General features: G+C 57.3%; 14 protein-coding genes. 12 read left to right on the top strand and 2 right to left on the bottom strand.

What is annotated here, in order from left to right; all coding sequences use genetic code 11:
- Positions 1-129 precede the first annotated feature (129 nt).
- The 6 genes from PK28_RS09260 to PK28_RS09235 all read left to right on the top strand — a co-directional run bounded on the left by PK28_RS09260 (position 130) and on the right by PK28_RS09235 (position 7,429).
- Positions 130-846, top strand: a complete 717-nt coding sequence (locus PK28_RS09260) for a cytochrome b/b6 domain-containing protein (protein ID WP_044513481.1) — start codon at positions 130-132, stop codon at positions 844-846.
- A complete protein-coding gene (locus tag PK28_RS09255; protein ID WP_044513480.1) occupies positions 843-1,619 on the top strand; it encodes a molybdopterin-dependent oxidoreductase in 777 nt (258 codons plus the stop codon). The genes PK28_RS09260 and PK28_RS09255 overlap by 4 nt, the downstream gene beginning before the upstream one ends.
- A gap of 91 nt (positions 1,620-1,710) precedes the next feature.
- Complete coding sequence (locus tag PK28_RS09250; protein WP_044513479.1) at positions 1,711-2,967, top strand: pyridoxal phosphate-dependent aminotransferase; 1,257 nt, start codon at positions 1,711-1,713, stop codon at positions 2,965-2,967.
- Positions 2,968-3,074: 107 nt separating this feature from the next.
- Positions 3,075-4,319: a Tol-Pal system protein YbgF gene (locus tag PK28_RS09245; protein ID WP_044513478.1), complete on the top strand. Its 1,245-nt coding sequence runs from the start codon at positions 3,075-3,077 to the stop codon at positions 4,317-4,319.
- Positions 4,320-4,518: 199 nt separating this feature from the next.
- A complete protein-coding gene (locus tag PK28_RS09240; RefSeq protein ID WP_044513477.1) occupies positions 4,519-4,956 on the top strand; it encodes a MarR family winged helix-turn-helix transcriptional regulator in 438 nt (145 codons plus the stop codon).
- 1 nt (position 4,957) lies between these two features.
- Complete coding sequence (locus tag PK28_RS09235) at positions 4,958-7,429, top strand: outer membrane beta-barrel protein (protein ID WP_082017045.1); 2,472 nt, start codon at positions 4,958-4,960, stop codon at positions 7,427-7,429.
- A 68-nt stretch (positions 7,430-7,497) separates the two neighbouring features.
- On the opposite strand, the gene PK28_RS09230 is transcribed toward PK28_RS09235, so the two are convergent.
- Positions 7,498-7,878, bottom strand: a complete 381-nt coding sequence (locus PK28_RS09230) for a hypothetical protein (protein WP_044513476.1) — start codon at positions 7,876-7,878, stop codon at positions 7,498-7,500.
- Between the two features lie 146 nt (positions 7,879-8,024).
- Complete coding sequence (gene porX / locus PK28_RS09225) at positions 8,025-9,590, bottom strand: T9SS response regulator signal transducer PorX (protein ID WP_044513475.1); 1,566 nt, start codon at positions 9,588-9,590, stop codon at positions 8,025-8,027.
- Between the two features lie 388 nt (positions 9,591-9,978).
- On the opposite strand from porX, the gene PK28_RS09220 reads away from it, so the two are divergent.
- From PK28_RS09220 to PK28_RS09195, 6 genes are all read left to right on the top strand, one after another.
- Positions 9,979-11,208 carry an HD domain-containing protein gene (locus PK28_RS09220; protein WP_044513474.1) on the top strand — a complete coding sequence of 410 codons (1,230 nt, stop codon included), beginning with the start codon at positions 9,979-9,981 and terminating at the stop codon, positions 11,206-11,208.
- 98 nt (positions 11,209-11,306) lie between these two features.
- On the top strand, positions 11,307-12,347 hold the full coding sequence (gene lpxD, locus PK28_RS09215; RefSeq protein ID WP_044513473.1) for a UDP-3-O-(3-hydroxymyristoyl)glucosamine N-acyltransferase: 1,041 nt from the start codon (positions 11,307-11,309) through the stop codon (positions 12,345-12,347).
- A gap of 136 nt (positions 12,348-12,483) precedes the next feature.
- Positions 12,484-13,878 carry a bifunctional UDP-3-O-[3-hydroxymyristoyl] N-acetylglucosamine deacetylase/3-hydroxyacyl-ACP dehydratase gene (locus PK28_RS09210; protein ID WP_044513472.1) on the top strand — a complete coding sequence of 465 codons (1,395 nt, stop codon included), beginning with the start codon at positions 12,484-12,486 and terminating at the stop codon, positions 13,876-13,878.
- A 125-nt stretch (positions 13,879-14,003) separates the two neighbouring features.
- On the top strand, positions 14,004-14,801 hold the full coding sequence (gene lpxA / locus PK28_RS09205) for an acyl-ACP--UDP-N-acetylglucosamine O-acyltransferase (protein WP_044513471.1): 798 nt from the start codon (positions 14,004-14,006) through the stop codon (positions 14,799-14,801).
- Complete coding sequence (locus PK28_RS09200; protein WP_044513470.1) at positions 14,791-15,423, top strand: ABC transporter ATP-binding protein; 633 nt, start codon at positions 14,791-14,793, stop codon at positions 15,421-15,423. Before lpxA ends, PK28_RS09200 begins: the two co-directional genes overlap by 11 nt.
- 186 nt (positions 15,424-15,609) lie before the next feature.
- On the top strand, positions 15,610-15,969 hold the full coding sequence (locus PK28_RS09195; RefSeq protein WP_044513469.1) for a hypothetical protein: 360 nt from the start codon (positions 15,610-15,612) through the stop codon (positions 15,967-15,969).
- Positions 15,970-16,043 lie beyond the last annotated feature (74 nt).

The raw sequence follows: 16,043 nt of genomic DNA, 5'->3' as shown, positions 1-16,043 counted from the left end.
GGGCCCAATTGGCAGCCGTAAAACAATCCGGGCGGGTAGCGGGTCCCGTTTGTAGAATGGTGGCCGGCTGGCGAGGGCCAGTTCCTTTCCTGGCCGGCTGCGCCGTATCTTTCGGTTCTTCCCTCTGTCATGAAATACATTCAGGAAAAGCACCCGCTGGCTATTCGCTGGTTTCACTGGATTAACTTTCCGGTGTTGGCCCTCATGATCTGGAGCGGGCTCTGGATTTACTGGGCCAACGATGTGTACCGCATTGGCTGGGGGCGTACTACCCTACTGAAGTTCTTTCCCCAGTCGTTCTACGAGGCTTTTACCATGGACCACAAGCTGGCCCAGGGTATGAGTTGGCACTTTGTGCTAATGTGGGTGTTTGCCCTGAATGGCCTGCTGTATGTGGCCTACACCCTGTTTTCCGGGGAGTGGCGCTACCTGCTGCCGTCGCGCCACTCCTTCCGGGAGGCCTGGCAGGTAGTATTGCATGATCTGGGCATTAGAAAAGAGCCGCTCCCGGCGCGCAAGTTCAACGGGGCCCAGCAACTGGCCTATACCGGCGTGGTGCTGATGGGGGCCGGCTCCCTGCTGACCGGGCTGGCTATTTTCCGGCCTACGCAGTTTTCCTGGCTTACCACCGCCCTGGGTGGCTACGAGTGGGCCCGCATCGAGCATTTCACCCTCACCATTGGCTACGTGCTGTTTTTTCTGATGCATGTAACCCAGGTAATACGGGCGGGCTGGAATAATTTCCGGGCTATGGTAGCCGGGTTTGAGGTGGTGGAAGCGCCCGCGCCGCCCCCGGTTTCTGCTCCTTCTGATGTTACTTCCCCTCCATCTACATCTGCCGTATGAATACGCCTGAAAATACGCCCCGGCCTGTAGACGACGAAGAAGTGCAGCGCCGTTCCCGCCGCGCCTTTCTCACCGCCGGCATTTCGGCGCTGGCGGCGCTGGGCGGCTGGCGCTGGCTGGCCACGCGCCCCGATGCGGATGGCATTCCGTGGCCGCTGCGCCGGGTGCTGGAAGCCAATCAGCAGCTTTCCGAAGCCTATTTCAGCAACGCCCACCTGGCCCCGGTATTTCCGCGGCACCGGGCCCGCATGCCCCGCGTGAATGGCAAAGCCGGCCTGCGCACCCCGCTGGACACCGCCACCTGGAAGCTGCGCGTTGAAGGCATGGCGCCCAACGGCCAGCCCCAAACCCAGGAATTCTCCCTGGCCGATATCAAAGCCCTGCCCCGCGTGGAAATGACCACCGACCTGAAGTGTATTGAAGGCTGGAGCACTGTGGTGCACTGGGCCGGCGCCCGCTTCGCCGATTTTGTGGCCCGCTACCCGTTGGCCGGCCCTGCAGGGCAGCAGCTGCCCTTTGTGAGCCTGGTCACGCCCGATGAGCAGTATTATGTGGGGTTTGATATGGCCAGCGCCCTGCATCCGCAAACCCTGCTCTGCTACGAAATGGATGGCAAGCCGCTTACCCCGGAGCACGGGGCACCCCTGCGGTTGGTTTCGCCGGTGAAGTACGGCATCAAAAACATCAAGCGCATCGGTACCATCCGGTTTCAGAGCCAGCAGCCCCGGGATTATTGGGCCGTGCGGGGCTACGACTGGTACGCCGGTTTATAGCTTTTGCAGCGGCTGAATTTTGATTCCATCGGGCAACACGGCGCGAAGGGTTCTATATTTGCGCCCGAATTCGTAGCAACCTTCTCGTACTATGCAAGTTTCCCGGATGGCAGGCAGCCTCATTGGCTCCGAAATCATTAAGATTGGTAATGAAGTCAATGAAATGATCAAGAAGGGGGCGCAAATCTGCAACCTCACCATTGGCGACTTCGACCCCAGCATTTTCCCCATCCCGCAGGAACTTGAGGACGAAATAACCCAGGCTTACCAGGCCGGCCACACCAACTACCCCCCGGCCAACGGCATTGCCGAGTTGCGCCAGGCCGCTACGGCTTTCACGCAGGAGCATCTGGGCCTCAGCTACTCCCCTAACGATGTGCTGGTGGCCGGCGGCTCCCGTCCGCTGATTTATGCCACCTACCTGGCCCTCATCGACCCCGGCGACAGAGTGGTATTTCCCATTCCTTCCTGGAACAACAACCACTACTGCCACCTTTCCGGCGCGCAGCCAGTGATGCTGGAAACCAGCCCTGAAAACAACTTCATGCCCACAGCCGAGGAAGTGGCTCCGCACCTGGCCGGCGCCACTTTGCTGGCCCTTTGCTCCCCGCTGAACCCCACGGGCACGGTTTTCTCCCGCGAAAATCTGGAGGCAATCTGCGACCTGGTCATTGCCGAAAACAAGCGCCGCGCCCCCGGCGAAAAACCCCTCTACATCCTGTACGACCAGATCTACTGGATGCTGACCTTCGGGGAAACCAAGCACTACGACCCCGTAAACCTGCGCCCCGATCTGCGCGACTACGTGGTATACATTGATGGCATTTCCAAGTGCTTTGCCGCTACCGGCGTGCGCGTGGGCTATGCCTTTGGCCCCACGTTGGTTATTGATAAAATGAAAGCCATTCTGGGCCACGTAGGCGCCTGGGCCCCCAAAGCCGAGCAGGTGGCTACGGCCCACTATCTGCAAAACGGGGCGGCAGTTTCCGGGTTTATAGCTGGCTTCAAGCAGAAAATTCAGCGCAGCCTGGAAGCCCTGTACCAGGGCCTGCAGCACCTGAAGGCGGAAGGCTACCCCGTTGATGCTATTGTGCCCATGGGCGCCATCTACCTCACGGCCAAGCTGGATGTATTGGGCAAAACCACCCCCGATGGCCGCCTGCTGGCTTCCACCAAAGAACTCACCTCCTACCTGATTGCCGAGGCCGGGCTGGCCCTGGTACCGTTCAGTGCCTTTGGCACCTCGGATGCGGCTCCCTGGTTCCGGATGTCGGTCGGTGGGGCTTCGCTGGAGTCTATTGAAGCCGCCTTGCCCCGCCTGCGCGCCGCCCTGGACGCCCTGCGCTAGCCAAAACTACTCCGGCTGGCGGGGTCTGCTACGGCCCGGCCAGCCGGTTTTATATCCTTATCTTCCATAATCCATTATTCCCGGTACCTGCCAGTGCAGGGCCTGCTATGAGAAAACCGCTCCTGTTTCTTTGCCTGCTTTTGCTGCCGCTGCTGGGTTATTCCCAACAGAAGGCAGATTCCATCCGCATTCCTCCCATGCGCCACGTAGAAATGGCCGATGTGGAGATAGTGCCGGAAGCGGTGAACGGGCGCGGCTGGCTGTTGCTAAACCAGGATATTCAGCTGGAGCTGGATGGGGCCGTGCACAACCTCTACAACTTCAAGTTCGACCGGGCTGAGAAGCAGTTTCGCTCCCTGCGCCGCCGCTACCCCCAGCACCCCATGCCCTACTTTCTCCTGGGCCTGAGCACCTGGTGGAAAATGGTACCCAGCAACGCCCGCGACACGCGCTACGATAAAGTGTTTCTGGCTTACATGGATACCGCCATTGTGTATGGCGAGCGGCAGTTTGATGCTGATGATGCCAACTATGAAGCGGCCTTCTTTCTCTCGGCCGCCTATGGGTTTGATGCCCGCCTGAATGCCGAGCGCCACAACTGGCGCCGGGCCATCCTCAGCAGCAAGCGCGCCCTCAACTACCTCAAAATTAGCCAGGAGGCTAACAGCCTGAGCCCGGAGTTCCTGTTCGGGCAGGCCCTGATGAACTACTACGCCGTTTGGATTAACGAGAAGTACCCGCTTTTGCGCCCGGTGCTGCTGTTTTTTCCGAAGGGCAACCGCAAGCTGGGGTTGGAGCAGCTGCGGCACGTGGCCACCAATGGCTTTTACACCAGCGGGGAGGCCAAGTTTTTTCTGCTGAAGATTCTCTATAACGACGAGGAGGACCTGCCCGGCGCCTGGAAATTAGCCCGCCAGCTTACTACCGAATACCCCGATAACGCCTATTTCCAGCGGTTCTATAATCTGGTATGCTTCCGGACCCAGAAAATGGCCGAGTGCGAGCGGGTAAGCCAGGATATTCTGGATAAGATAAACCGCGGCATGCCCGGTTACGAGGGCATCAGCGGCAAATACGCTGCCTATATGATGGGGGCCATTATGCAGGGCAAATACCGCGACGCCGACAAGGCCAAGGAATACTTTCAGCGCTGTATCGTATTCGCGGAAATGGCCGATGACACCAAAGGCGGCTTCTATGTGTCGGCTAACGCCAACCTGGCTTCCATGGCGCTGCTGGACAAAGATGTACCCGCCGCCCGCCGCTACTACCAGGTAGTACTGGCCAAAGCTGACCCCGATTCCGATGCTTATAAGCAGGCTAAATCCTTCCTGAAATCCAGCAAAAGCTAGGGTTTCAATTCCCTTTACGCCTGCCCCGCGGCTTTTTCCTGTTAGTGGAAAGGCAGCGGGGCTTTTGTTTTATGGTGATAACCAAAACCGGTTAAAGCCTCGCTTATGGCGGTTTATGTGCCGAGGAAAAAAAATATTTACTACCACGGGCAACTTCTATAACATATCATAGGTCTTGTGGGCAACTACCATTTCAGCCATGCTCAGTAACGTCATTTTTTACTCTATTGATAAGGCCATTCGTCAGTATCGCAAGCTGGCACAGGCCAACATTGACCGGGCCGGTATTGCCATTACCGTTGACCAGTGGCTGGTGCTGCAGGTTATCCGGGAGAAAGACGATGTGACGCAGATGGAAATTGCCGAGCGGGTTTTCAAGGACCAGGCTTCCGTGGCGCGCATCATTCGCCTGCTGATCAACCATGGCTTGCTCACGGCCGAAGCCCTGCCCGGCGACGGGCGGCGCAGCCGCCTGCGCGTTACGGCCACCGGCGAACAAACTCTGGCCGCCGTGGAGCCCATTGTGCTAAACAACCGCAAAATAGCTCTACAGGGCATTTCTGAAGACGACCTGACCATTCTACGCCATCTGCTTGACCGCATCTCTGCCAACTGTTCCACTCCCTCCTCTCACTAACATGAAAACAAACTTTGCTCTCATTTCCGGTCGGCGCCTGGCGCTGGCCGGGCTCCTGCTGGGCTGGTCCTGGCAAAGCGCCGCCGCCCAAACACCCGCCGGGGTCAGTGGTTCTCTGCTGGATGCCAAAGGCGCCGCCGTAGAATTTGCCACCGTAACCTTGCACCGCGCCGCCGACTCCGTGGTGGTGAAATCGGAGTTCAGCGACGATAAAGGGGCCTTCCGCCTGGAGGAGCCGGCAGCCGGGCGCTACCTGGTTTCGGTGGCCCAGTTGGGCTTTCAGCGGGCCTGGACCAAGCCTTTTGACGTGGCGGGCAGCCCGGTTGCCCTACCTACTATTACGCTGCAGGTGAGTGGGGCTACCACCCTGAAGGAAGTAGTGGTGGTGGGCCAGAAGCCCTTGTATGAGCGCCAGGCCGACCGCACTGTGGTGAATGTGGAAGGCAGCACGCTGGCGGCCGGCAACACCTCGCTGGATGTACTGCGCCGCTCGCCCGGCGTAACCGTAGATGGCAACGACAACTTGGCCTTGCGCGGCAAACAGGGCTTATTGGTACTTATTGATGGCAAGCGCCAGCCCATGACGGGCTCGGAGCTGGCTGAATACCTGAAGTCGCTGCCCGCCGAGCAGCTGAAAAGCATTGAGCTGATTACCAACCCACCTGCTAAGTACGATGCCCAGGGCGGGGCGGGTATCATCGCCATCAACCTGAAAAAAGACCAGCGCCAGGGCACCAATGGCACCGCTAACCTGAGCATCAGCCGAAGCCAGTACACCAAGTGGAATGGCGGCCTCTCGATGAACTACCGGCAGAAAAAGGTGAACCTGTTCGGGTCTTATAACTACGCCGACCGCCAGGGCATGGCCAAGCTGGACATTCACCGGGACTTCTACGCCAACACGGACGGGCAGCGCACCCTTACCGGCAGCAGCGATCAGACCAACCGCATGCGCCTGGGCACGCAAACCCACAGCTGGAAAGGCGGCCTGGACTTCAACCTGACGGAAAACACGGTGCTGGGCGTGGTGGTGAGCGGGCTGGACAGCCGCAGCCCCAAGCAATACGGCGTCAACCGCACCTCCCTGTATGATGCCACGGGCCATTTGATTACGGCCTATAATGCGGAGAGCCACCGCAACTTTCATTCCCCCAACCAGGCGGCCAACCTTAACTTCAAGCACACCTTTGCCAACGACTCCAGCGGCAGCCGGGAACTGACTGCCGATGTGGACTACGCCCGCTATGACGCCCGCCGTCTGCAGGACCTTTCCACGCAGTTTGATAACGCTGAACGCGGCCTGGATTACCTGCTGCAGGGCAACCAGACCGGGGAGCTTACTATTCAATCGGCGAAGGTGGACTATGTGCACCCGCTCTCCAAGCAGACGCGCCTGGAAGCCGGGGCCAAAGCCAGCCAGGTTTCCTCAGATAATGATGTGCTGTATACTAACACCATAGCCGGCGAAACCACCGTGGACCCCAACCTGACTAACCGGTTTAAGTACGACGAGGACATTCTGGCTGCTTATGTGAATGTAAACCACAGCTTCGCGAAGCTGAATATTCAGGCAGGTTTGCGCGGTGAGCAGACCAACGCCACCGGGCAGCAGGTGGTAGGCAACGACCATTTCGACCGCCACTATTTCCAGCTGTTTCCCAGCGCGGCCCTCAAGCAGACCATCAACGAGAAGAACGAGGTTTCGCTGTCGATGAGCCGGCGCATAGACCGGCCCAATTACAGCCAGTTAAACCCCTTCCGCTACATTATCGACCCCACTACCTCAGGTTCCGGCAACCCCAACCTGCGCCCGCAAACCAGCTACAATGTGGAGCTGACGCACACCTTCCTGCAAAAATTCAGCACCGGCGTGAGCTACAGCATCACGAAAGACCCCATGATTGGGGTGGTGCAGCCGGAAACCGACAGCACCGTGGTGTCCACGCAGGTGAATCTGGGCAAGCAATACTATTATGCTCTCACGCTCACGGCGCCCTTTGAGCCCGTGAAAGGCTGGCAGTTGTATACCAACGCGGTGTTTTACTACAGCCGTTTTGTGGGCAACCTGGCCGGCACCGCGCTGGATAAGGGCCGCCCGGCCTTCAACCTGAGCGCCAACAGCAGCGTGACGCTGGGCAAAGGCTGGAGTGCCGATTTGAATGCCAGCTACCAGTCGCGGGAGCAGTACGGTTTCCTGGATGTGCGGCCCAACGGCCAGCTGGCGGCCGGGGTACAAAAAAGCCTGCTGGACCGGAAAGCAACTATTAAGCTGAATGCTTCCGATATTCTGTTTACCAGCAAAACCCGCGCAACCTCCTCCTACGACAACTATGTGGAGCGTTTCTACCAACGCCTGGACTCCCGTATGGTGACGCTGTCCTTTAACTACCGCTTCGGCAATGAGAAGCTGGCTCCTTCGCGGAAGCGCAGCGGTGGCGCGGAGGATGAGAAGCGCCGGGCTGGCGGGCAGTAAGATACACGCTTAGGCAAAAAGAAAGCACGACCAGAAACTTAGTCGCGCTTTCTTTTTGAACCTGAAACTTATCTTTTCTTACGCATGATCGGAACTCCAAAATCGTTTCTACCTGCCATGCGGTTTCCGTTGTAGAACAAGCTGTTATACTCTACCAGATCGAAGCACTTTCCTTCCTTTATGCGGTAGGTAATATCCAGGGTATCGGTATCCCTGGAAGTAAGCTGTAAATAAGCCCGTACATCATCATGGGAATTAAACGCTTGCCTGTTCGGGGACAAACTAACCCCGTAGCCTCCCTCGTAAATTTCAGCTTGCTCTACCGTGGAATAATTGGCAGTTCCCGCTACCAGCATCCTGACCGAATCCGGATGGTACTGCCCAGGTCCGGTGCCGATTAGGTTGCGACCTTGCTTATCTACTAGTACAAACCGGAGAGAATCATCCATTGGTTCTACGTCGCTGCACCGGTCGCAACCCGACAGTAAAACTAGGCTTAGTGCTAAAAGGGCGGAAGGCCATACAATTCTCATTATGCAATAAAAAAGAACCGACAGCACTTTCGTGCTGTCGGTCATTACTTTTTCGGATTTAATTACCCTTTCGGACTCAGCGTTACATACGGAATAATGCATTCTTCCAGGGAGATGCCGCCGTGCTGGAACGTGTCCTTGTAGTAGTTCACGTAGTAGTTGTAGTTGTTGGGATAGGCGAAGAAAAAGTCGCCGACGGTGAAGACGTAGGCGGTGCTTACGTTTTCGCGGGGCAGGAACACGCGCTCCGGCTTGCGCACCACAAATACGTCGCGGCTTTCATCAAAGCCCAGGTTTTTGCCGTGCTTGTAGCGCAGGTTGGTGTTGGTATTCCGGTCGCCCACAATCTTGTAGGGGCGTTTTACGCGGATGGTGCCGTGGTCGGTGGTGATGATGAGCTTGCCCTTCTTCTCGGCAATCACCTGCAGCATCTCATACAGCGGCGAGTGCAGGAACCACGAGCGGGTAATGCTGCGGTACGCCGACTCATCGGCGGCCAGCTCCCGAATCATAGCCATGTCGGTGCGGGCATGGGAGAGCATGTCCACGAAGTTGTAGACAATGGCGTTCAGCTTATAGTTGTTGTGCAGGTTGGACATCTTGCCCAGCAAATCCTTGCCGGCCTGCAGGTTAGTCACCTTGTGGTAGCTGAACTTGTGCTTCTGGTTGGCCGTCTGGAACATGATTTCCATGAACTCGGCCTCGTTCATGTTTTTGCCTTCGTCATCATCGTCCCACACCCACAGGTTGGGATACTTCTTCTGAATTTCGCCGGGCATCATGCCCGAGAAAATGGCGTTGCGGGCGTAAGCGGTGGTGGTGGGCAGAATGCTGTAGTAGGTTTCCTCGGAGTCTACCGTGAACATCTCGGCAATAATGGGCTCCAACACTTTCCACTGGTCGTAGCGCAAGTTGTCAATCAGCAGGAAGTACACGGGGGTGTCGCCGGTTTCCTTCAGCAGCGGAAACACGCGCTCCTTGAAAAGCTGATGCGACATGAGCGGGGCATCCTTGTCGCCGTTCACCCAGTCTTCGTAGTTCTCCGTGATGAAGCGGCCGAAGTAGGAGTTGGCCTCGTCCTTCTGCATGTTGAAGACCTCAGCCATGCTTTTGCCTTCAGTCTCATTGATTTCCAGCTCCCAGTACACCAGCTTCTTGTACACATCGGCCCATTCCTGCGCTGAGAGGCGGTCGGAGAGCTGCATGCCCAGCTGGCGGAAGTCGCGCTGGTAGCCGGTGTTGGTCTTTTCAGACACCAGGCGCTTGTTGTCCAGCACCTTTTTTACGGCCAGCAGAATCTGGTTAGGATTCACGGGTTTGATAAGGTAATCGGCAATTTTGGAGCCGATGGCCTCTTCCATGATATGCTCTTCCTCGCTCTTGGTAATCATAACCACGGGCACGGTAGGCTTAATGGTCTTGATTTCGGAGAGGGTTTCCAGGCCGGTGAGGCCGGGCATATTCTCGTCCAGAAACACGATATCGTAGTTCTGTTCCTGAATCTGCTCAATGGCATCGGCGCCGCTGTTCACGCCGGTTACGTCGTAGCCTTTGTCCTGTAGAAAGAGAATGTGGGGTTTCAGCAGGTCGATTTCGTCGTCGGCCCAGAGGATGCTGTAACGTTGCATGGATGGAGTTCTAGGGTTAGATGCTATACCGCCAACGGGTAGCTGGCAAAGCGGTTACACGAGCTTCTCATAAAGGCAGCTTACCGCAGGCGCTTTGCTTCGGAAAGAGGCAAATGCACATCGGTAGGTTGCAACTGAAGTTTCGTAAGTAGCTTTACTCCCAATCCTCGACTTTAGGTTTTGAAAAATTCGGATCAACTGCCGGAGCAGTGCCATCTTCGCCGTAAAGAAGCCGAAAATAGTTGAGTCGGACGCCGCAAGCCTGTAGCGCGAAGCTCCGGCTTCGCGTACGAGCGCAGCGAGTGCTGACGTTTGCAGACGCCTGAATACTCGCTTTGCTCGTACCCGAAGCCGGAGCTTCGCGCTACTTTCGCCCAATCATCACCCAATGAACAAAAAGAAAATCTTCAACGACCCGGTGTACGGCTTTGTCACCATCCCCACCGAGTTGTTGTTCGACCTGATTGAGCATTCCTACTTTCAGCGGCTGCGGCGCATTCAGCAGTTGGGGCTTACCATGTTTGTGTATCCGGGCGCGCTGCACACCCGCTTTCACCACGCGCTGGGCGCCATGCACCTGATGTCGCTGGCCCTGCGCACCTTGAAAGACAAAGGCATTCAGATTTCAGCCCAGGAAGGCGAGGCCGCCATGGCCGCTATTCTGCTGCACGACATTGGCCACGGGCCCCTCTCCCACGCCCTGGAGCGCAGTATTTTTCATGAAGTACACCACGAGGAACTCAGCCTGCACCTGATGCGCAAGCTGAACACTGAGTTCAACGGAGCGCTGGATCTGGCCATTGAAATCTTCCGGGGCACCTATCACCGCCCGTTTTTTCACCAGCTGGTGAGCAGCCAGCTGGACATGGACCGCCTCGATTATCTGAACCGCGACTCCTTCTATACCGGCGTGCAGGAAGGCAGACCCGGCGCCGACCGCCTCATCAAAATGCTGACGGTGGTAGACGAGCGGCTGGTACTGGAGGAAAAAGCGGTGTATAGCATTGAGAACTTCCTGGTGAGCCGCCGCCTGATGTACTGGCAGGTATATCTGCACAAAACCGTTACCTCGGCCGAGCAGATGATTATCCGCATCATGCAGCACGCCCGGGACCTGGTGCGCTCCGGCGTAGAGGTGCCGGCCTCGCCCAACCTCCACTTCTTTCTCTCCCGCAACGTCAGCCAAAAGGAGTTTGAGGCCGATGACACCATTCTGCGCCGCTTTACCCGCCTGGACGATACCGACGTATGGAGCGCCATTAAGCTCTGGGCCGACCACCCCGATAAGGTTCTGAACTACCTGGCCCAAAGCATGCTGGACCGCCATCTGTTCAAAATTCAGCTGCAAACTGAGCCGTTTGACGAGGACTTTCAGCTGGGCATTGTGGAGCTTATTGCCGAGCATTTCCAGCTGCCGCCGGCCGCCGCGGCCCAGCTCATGCTCACGGGCCGCATCAGCAACAACGCCTACGATGCCGATGGTCAGGACACCATTGACGTGCTCACCAAGCGCGGCAGCGTGGTAAACGTAGCCGAAGCCTCCGACCTGCCCAATATTAAAGCCCTGGGGCAGCGCGTGGAGAAGCACTATATCTGCTACCCCAAGGAGATTTTGTAAGCTGGCCGTGGCCCATTTGGATTTACCATGGAAACTCAACGGGTAGCTACCCTACACTCACAACGGGCAACTGAATATTTGCCTACTTTTGCTTTCCTATGGAATTCACGGTAGGCCAAGTAGCAGAGGTGCTGCGGGGCGACGTCGAAGGTGACGCCGCACTCCGCATTGACCGGCTGGCAAAAATTGAAGAAGCCCGGGACGGTTCCCTTACCTTCCTGGCAAATCCTAAATACGAACCCCAGCTCTACACCACCGGAGCTTCGGCTGTGATTGTGAGTCGTACGCTGGAGTTGCGGCAGCCCGTGTCCGCCGCGCTCATCCGCGTAGACGACCCCTATACCTGCTTTACTACCTTGCTGGAGTTCTACCAGCAGGCCTCGCGCACCGGCCGCCGGGGCGTGGAGGAGCCCGCCTTTATGGGCCCTAATTCTACCATTGGCGAGAACCATTACCGCGGCGCCTTTTCCTATATCGGGCATGACTGCGAGATTGGGCCGGATGTGGTCATCTTCCCTCACGTCTACATCGGTGACCGGGTGAAGATTGGAGCCGGCACCATTCTCTATGCCGGGGCCAAGATCTACTCTGAAACCGTGATTGGAGCACGCTGCACCGTGCATGCCGGCGCCGTCATCGGCTCCGATGGTTTTGGCTTTGCCCCGCAGCCCGATGGCTCCTACCGCACCATTCCGCAGATTGGCAATGTGGTGCTGGAAGACAACGTCAGCATTGGCGCCAACGCTACCATTGACTGCGCTACCATGGGCTCTACCATCCTTCGGGAAGGCAGCAAGATTGATAACCTGGTACAGATAGCCCACAACGTAGAAATAGGCCGCCACACGGTGGTTGCCTCGCAAACGGGCATTTCGGGCTCCACCAAAATCGGGGATTTCTGCGTGCTGGCCGGGCAGACGGGCCTGGCCGGGCACCTCACTCTGGCCAACCGCACCACGGTTACGGCGCAGTCGGGCGTGGGTAAGTCTATTAAGGAAGAAGGCGTGTTTCTGCAGGGCTCCCCGGCCTTCAATCTGCGCGATAGTCTGCGCGCAAACGCCATTTTCCGCCGGCTGCCTGATCTGGAGCGGCGGCTGGATGTGCTGGAGCGTAAGCAAACAGCACCGGAAAAATCCTAGCTTTGCCGTCTGAGAAGCGGCTGGCTGCTAGCTATTAGCTGCCAGCCTCCAGAATTTTCCTTCTTCTATCTCTCTGACCGGCCAGCGGTTCAGAACGTCAGCTAACAGCCAGCAGCTATTAGCTAACAGCCATAAAATGAACGATAAGCAACACACCATCAAAGCTCCTGTTACGGTAAGCGGCATTGGCCTGCACACCGGCGTAGTAGCTACCATGACCTTTTGCCCGGCCCCCATCAATCACGGGTACAAGTTTCAGCGAATTGATTTGCCCGGCCAGCCCATTGTGGACGCCGACGTAGATAACGTGGTAGACCTTTCCCGGGGCACTACTATTGAGCAGAACGGTGCCCGCGTAAATACCGTGGAGCACACGCTGGCCGCGTTGGTAGGTTTGCAGATTGATAACGTGCTGATTCAGCTGGACGGCCCCGAGCCGCCTATTATGGATGGTTCCAGCTACGAGTTCATTAAGCCCCTGCAGGAAGTAGGCCTGGAAGAGCAGAATGCCCTACGCAACTACTTCGAGATTCCCGACGAAATTCGGTTTGTGGACAATGCCCGCGCCGTAGAAATTGCCGGCCTGCCCCTGAACAATTACCGCGTTACGGTAATGGTAGACTACAATTCGCCGGTTCTGGGCTCGCAACACGCCTCCCTGACGGACATTTCCCAGTTTGCCAGCGAAATTGCTTCCTCCCGCACCTTCTGCTTTCTGCACGAGCTGGAAGCCCTCTACAAGCAAAACCTCATCAAAGGCGGCGACCTCAGCAATGCCATTGTGGTAGTAGACCGGGTAGTGAGCGAAGATGAGCTGAGCGACCTGGCTACCATGCTGGGCAAGCCCAAAGTGGCCGTGAAAAAGGAAGGCATTCTGAACAATGTGGACCTGCGCCACAAAAATGAGCCCGCCCGCCACAAGCTCCTCGACCTGATTGGGGACCTGGCCCTGGTAGGCCGCCCGCTGAAAGGCCAGATCCTGGCTGCCCGCCCCGGGCACGCGGCCAACGTAGCCTTCGCTAAGAAGATCAAGAAGAAAATGCAGGAGGCCGATTCCTCACCGGTACCCAGCTACGACCCCTCGCGGCAGCCGGTGATGGACATCAACAAGATTGCCGCTACCCTGCCTCACCGCTACCCCTTCCTGCTCATCGACAAGATTATTCACCTGGATGCCTCCACGGTTACCAGCGTGAAAAACGTGACGATGAACGAGCCTTTCTTCCAGGGCCACTTCCCCGGCAACCCCGTCATGCCCGGCGTACTGCAGATTGAGGCTATGGCCCAGACCGGCGGCATCCTGGTGCTGCACACCGTGCCTGACCCTGAGAACTACTGGACTTATTTCCTGGGCATCGAAAACTGCCGCTTCCGCAAAAAAGTATTGCCCGGCGATACTATCCTTTTCAAGTGTGAGCTGTTAGCTCCCATCAAGCGCGGCATTGCCAAAATGAAAGGCCAAGCCTTTGTGAATGGTAAAGTGGTGATGGAGGCTGAAATGAGTGCTGCCATCGTCCGCAAAGACGCTTAACTTTTTAATTCTGAATTTTGAATTATGAATTCTGAATGGACGCTGAAGCCAGGCCACCACTGCCCAACTTCTTGTTGTTCATTCCATTCATAATTCAGAATTCATAATTCAGAATTCCCTCTCGAATGAACCAGCCGCTCGCCTATATTCACCCCGAAGCGAAAATTGCCCAAAACGTGGTAGTGGAGCCCTTCACCACCATCGATAAGGACGTTGAAATTGGGGAAGGCACCTGGATTGGGCCCAACGTCACCATTATGGCCGGGGCCCGCATCGGCAAAAACTGCAAGATTTTCCCGGGCGCGGTGATTTCCGCCATTCCTCAGGATCTGAAGTTTGCCGGCGAACGAACCACGGCCCACATCGGCGACAACACCGTAATTCGGGAGTGCGTGACGGTGAACCGCGGCACCACCGACCGGCTGAAAACCGTAGTAGGCGCCAACTGCCTGCTCATGGCCTACGTGCACATTGCCCACGACTGCATCATTGGCGACAACTGCATTCTGGCCAACACGGTGCAGGTGGCCGGGCACGTAGAAATCGGTGAATATGCTATTATTGGCGGCTCCTCGGCAGTGCACCAGTTTGTGCGCGTGGGGCAGCACGCTATGGTATCGGGCGGTTCTTTGGTGCGTAAGGACGTACCGCCGTTTGTGAAAGTAGGCCGTGAGCCGCTCACGTACAGTGGCATTAACTCCATTGGGCTGCGGCGCCGGGGTTTCTCCGATCAGCAGATCAGTGAGATTCAGCAGTTCTACCGCCTGCTGTTCCTGAGCGGGCTGAATAATAACGATGCCCTGGAGAAGATTGAGTTGGAGCTGGCTCCCTCGCCAGAGCGGGATGAGGTGGTAAACTTCATTCGCAACTCAGGCCGCGGGGTTATTAAAGGCTATACGCGCGGCAGCTCCAGTGCAGATTGAGGCCACGGGGCTGGGTAAGCGCTTCCATCGGGAGTGGATTTTCCGGGGCCTGACGCACCGCTTCGCGCCCGGTACGGCTACGGCTATTCTGGGCCCCAACGGTGCTGGCAAAAGTACCCTACTCAACACGCTTTCCGGGCAGCTGCTTTCCTCCGAAGGCACCCTCACCTATTCCTACCTGGGCCGCAACGTACCAGTGGAGGAAATACCGCCCTTGCTGGCGTATTGCGCGCCTTATCTGGAGCTGATTGAGGAGCTGACCCTGACGGAGCTGCTGCACTTTCACACCCGCTTTAAGCCCCTGCGCCCCGGCATCAGCACCGACCAATTAATTGAGTTGATGTACCTGGAAAAATCCCGCCACAAGCTGGTGCGCGACTTTTCCTCCGGCATGAAGCAGCGCCTCAAGCTGGCCCTGGCCCTGTACAGCCACGCCCCGCTCCTGCTGCTGGACGAGCCCACTACTAACCTGGACCGCACCGGCGTGGCTTGGTATCAGGAGCACGTAGCCGCTACCCTGGCCGGCCGGCTGGTGCTGGTAAGCTCCAATGTGCCGGAAGAATATGCCTTCTGCACCGAGCAGCTTCTGATTACGGATTTCGGCGCCCAGGCGGCCCGCTAGTTTCTTCGCGGCTTACAAATAGTTTTGGCACTTTGCATAGCGGCGGGAACCAACCGCAATGCCCAAAAGTTGTAGCCCTGTTTTCGGTTTTCCCGCTAACTGAAATCCGCTTAGTCCGTATCTTCGCAGCAGCACGCGGCTTTTTCACGCCTGCACCATTTCACCCTTTACCGCCCTTACCCGGCCATGAGACAATACGACGACCTCGACGGCGACTTCCTCGACGATGACGACGAGCTGGATACTTTTGCTAAAACCGGCGGCAGCAAAACCCGCGGCTCCTCTGAAGACCGCCTCTCGGCGAAGTACGCCGACTACCTGATGTGGCGCGACACCGGCTCTTCTCACGATGAAGCGCTGGACCTGGCCAACATGACGGAAGATGAGTACACCACCGCCGAGGCCGCCGAGGACCCGGATGGCAGCAGCGGGTTCTCCCGTTTCGGCGACGATGATGACGATGATCTGGGCGACGACCTCGACGATGACGATACCTTCAGCAGCCGCAGCAAAAGCAAAGGCCGCTACGACGATGATGACTACTAGAAATTAACCGGCTGACATCAGCTGGCTGAGCAGCTTCCACAAAAGAGCCCCGCTGATTTGCATCAACGGGGCTC

Origin of the sequence: Hymenobacter sp. DG25B, assembly GCF_000801315.1 — a bacterium.
Classification (GTDB): domain Bacteria; phylum Bacteroidota; class Bacteroidia; order Cytophagales; family Hymenobacteraceae; genus Hymenobacter.
The sequence above is the reverse complement of the archived record's forward strand: the minus strand, read 5'-3'. Positions and strand labels throughout refer to the sequence as shown.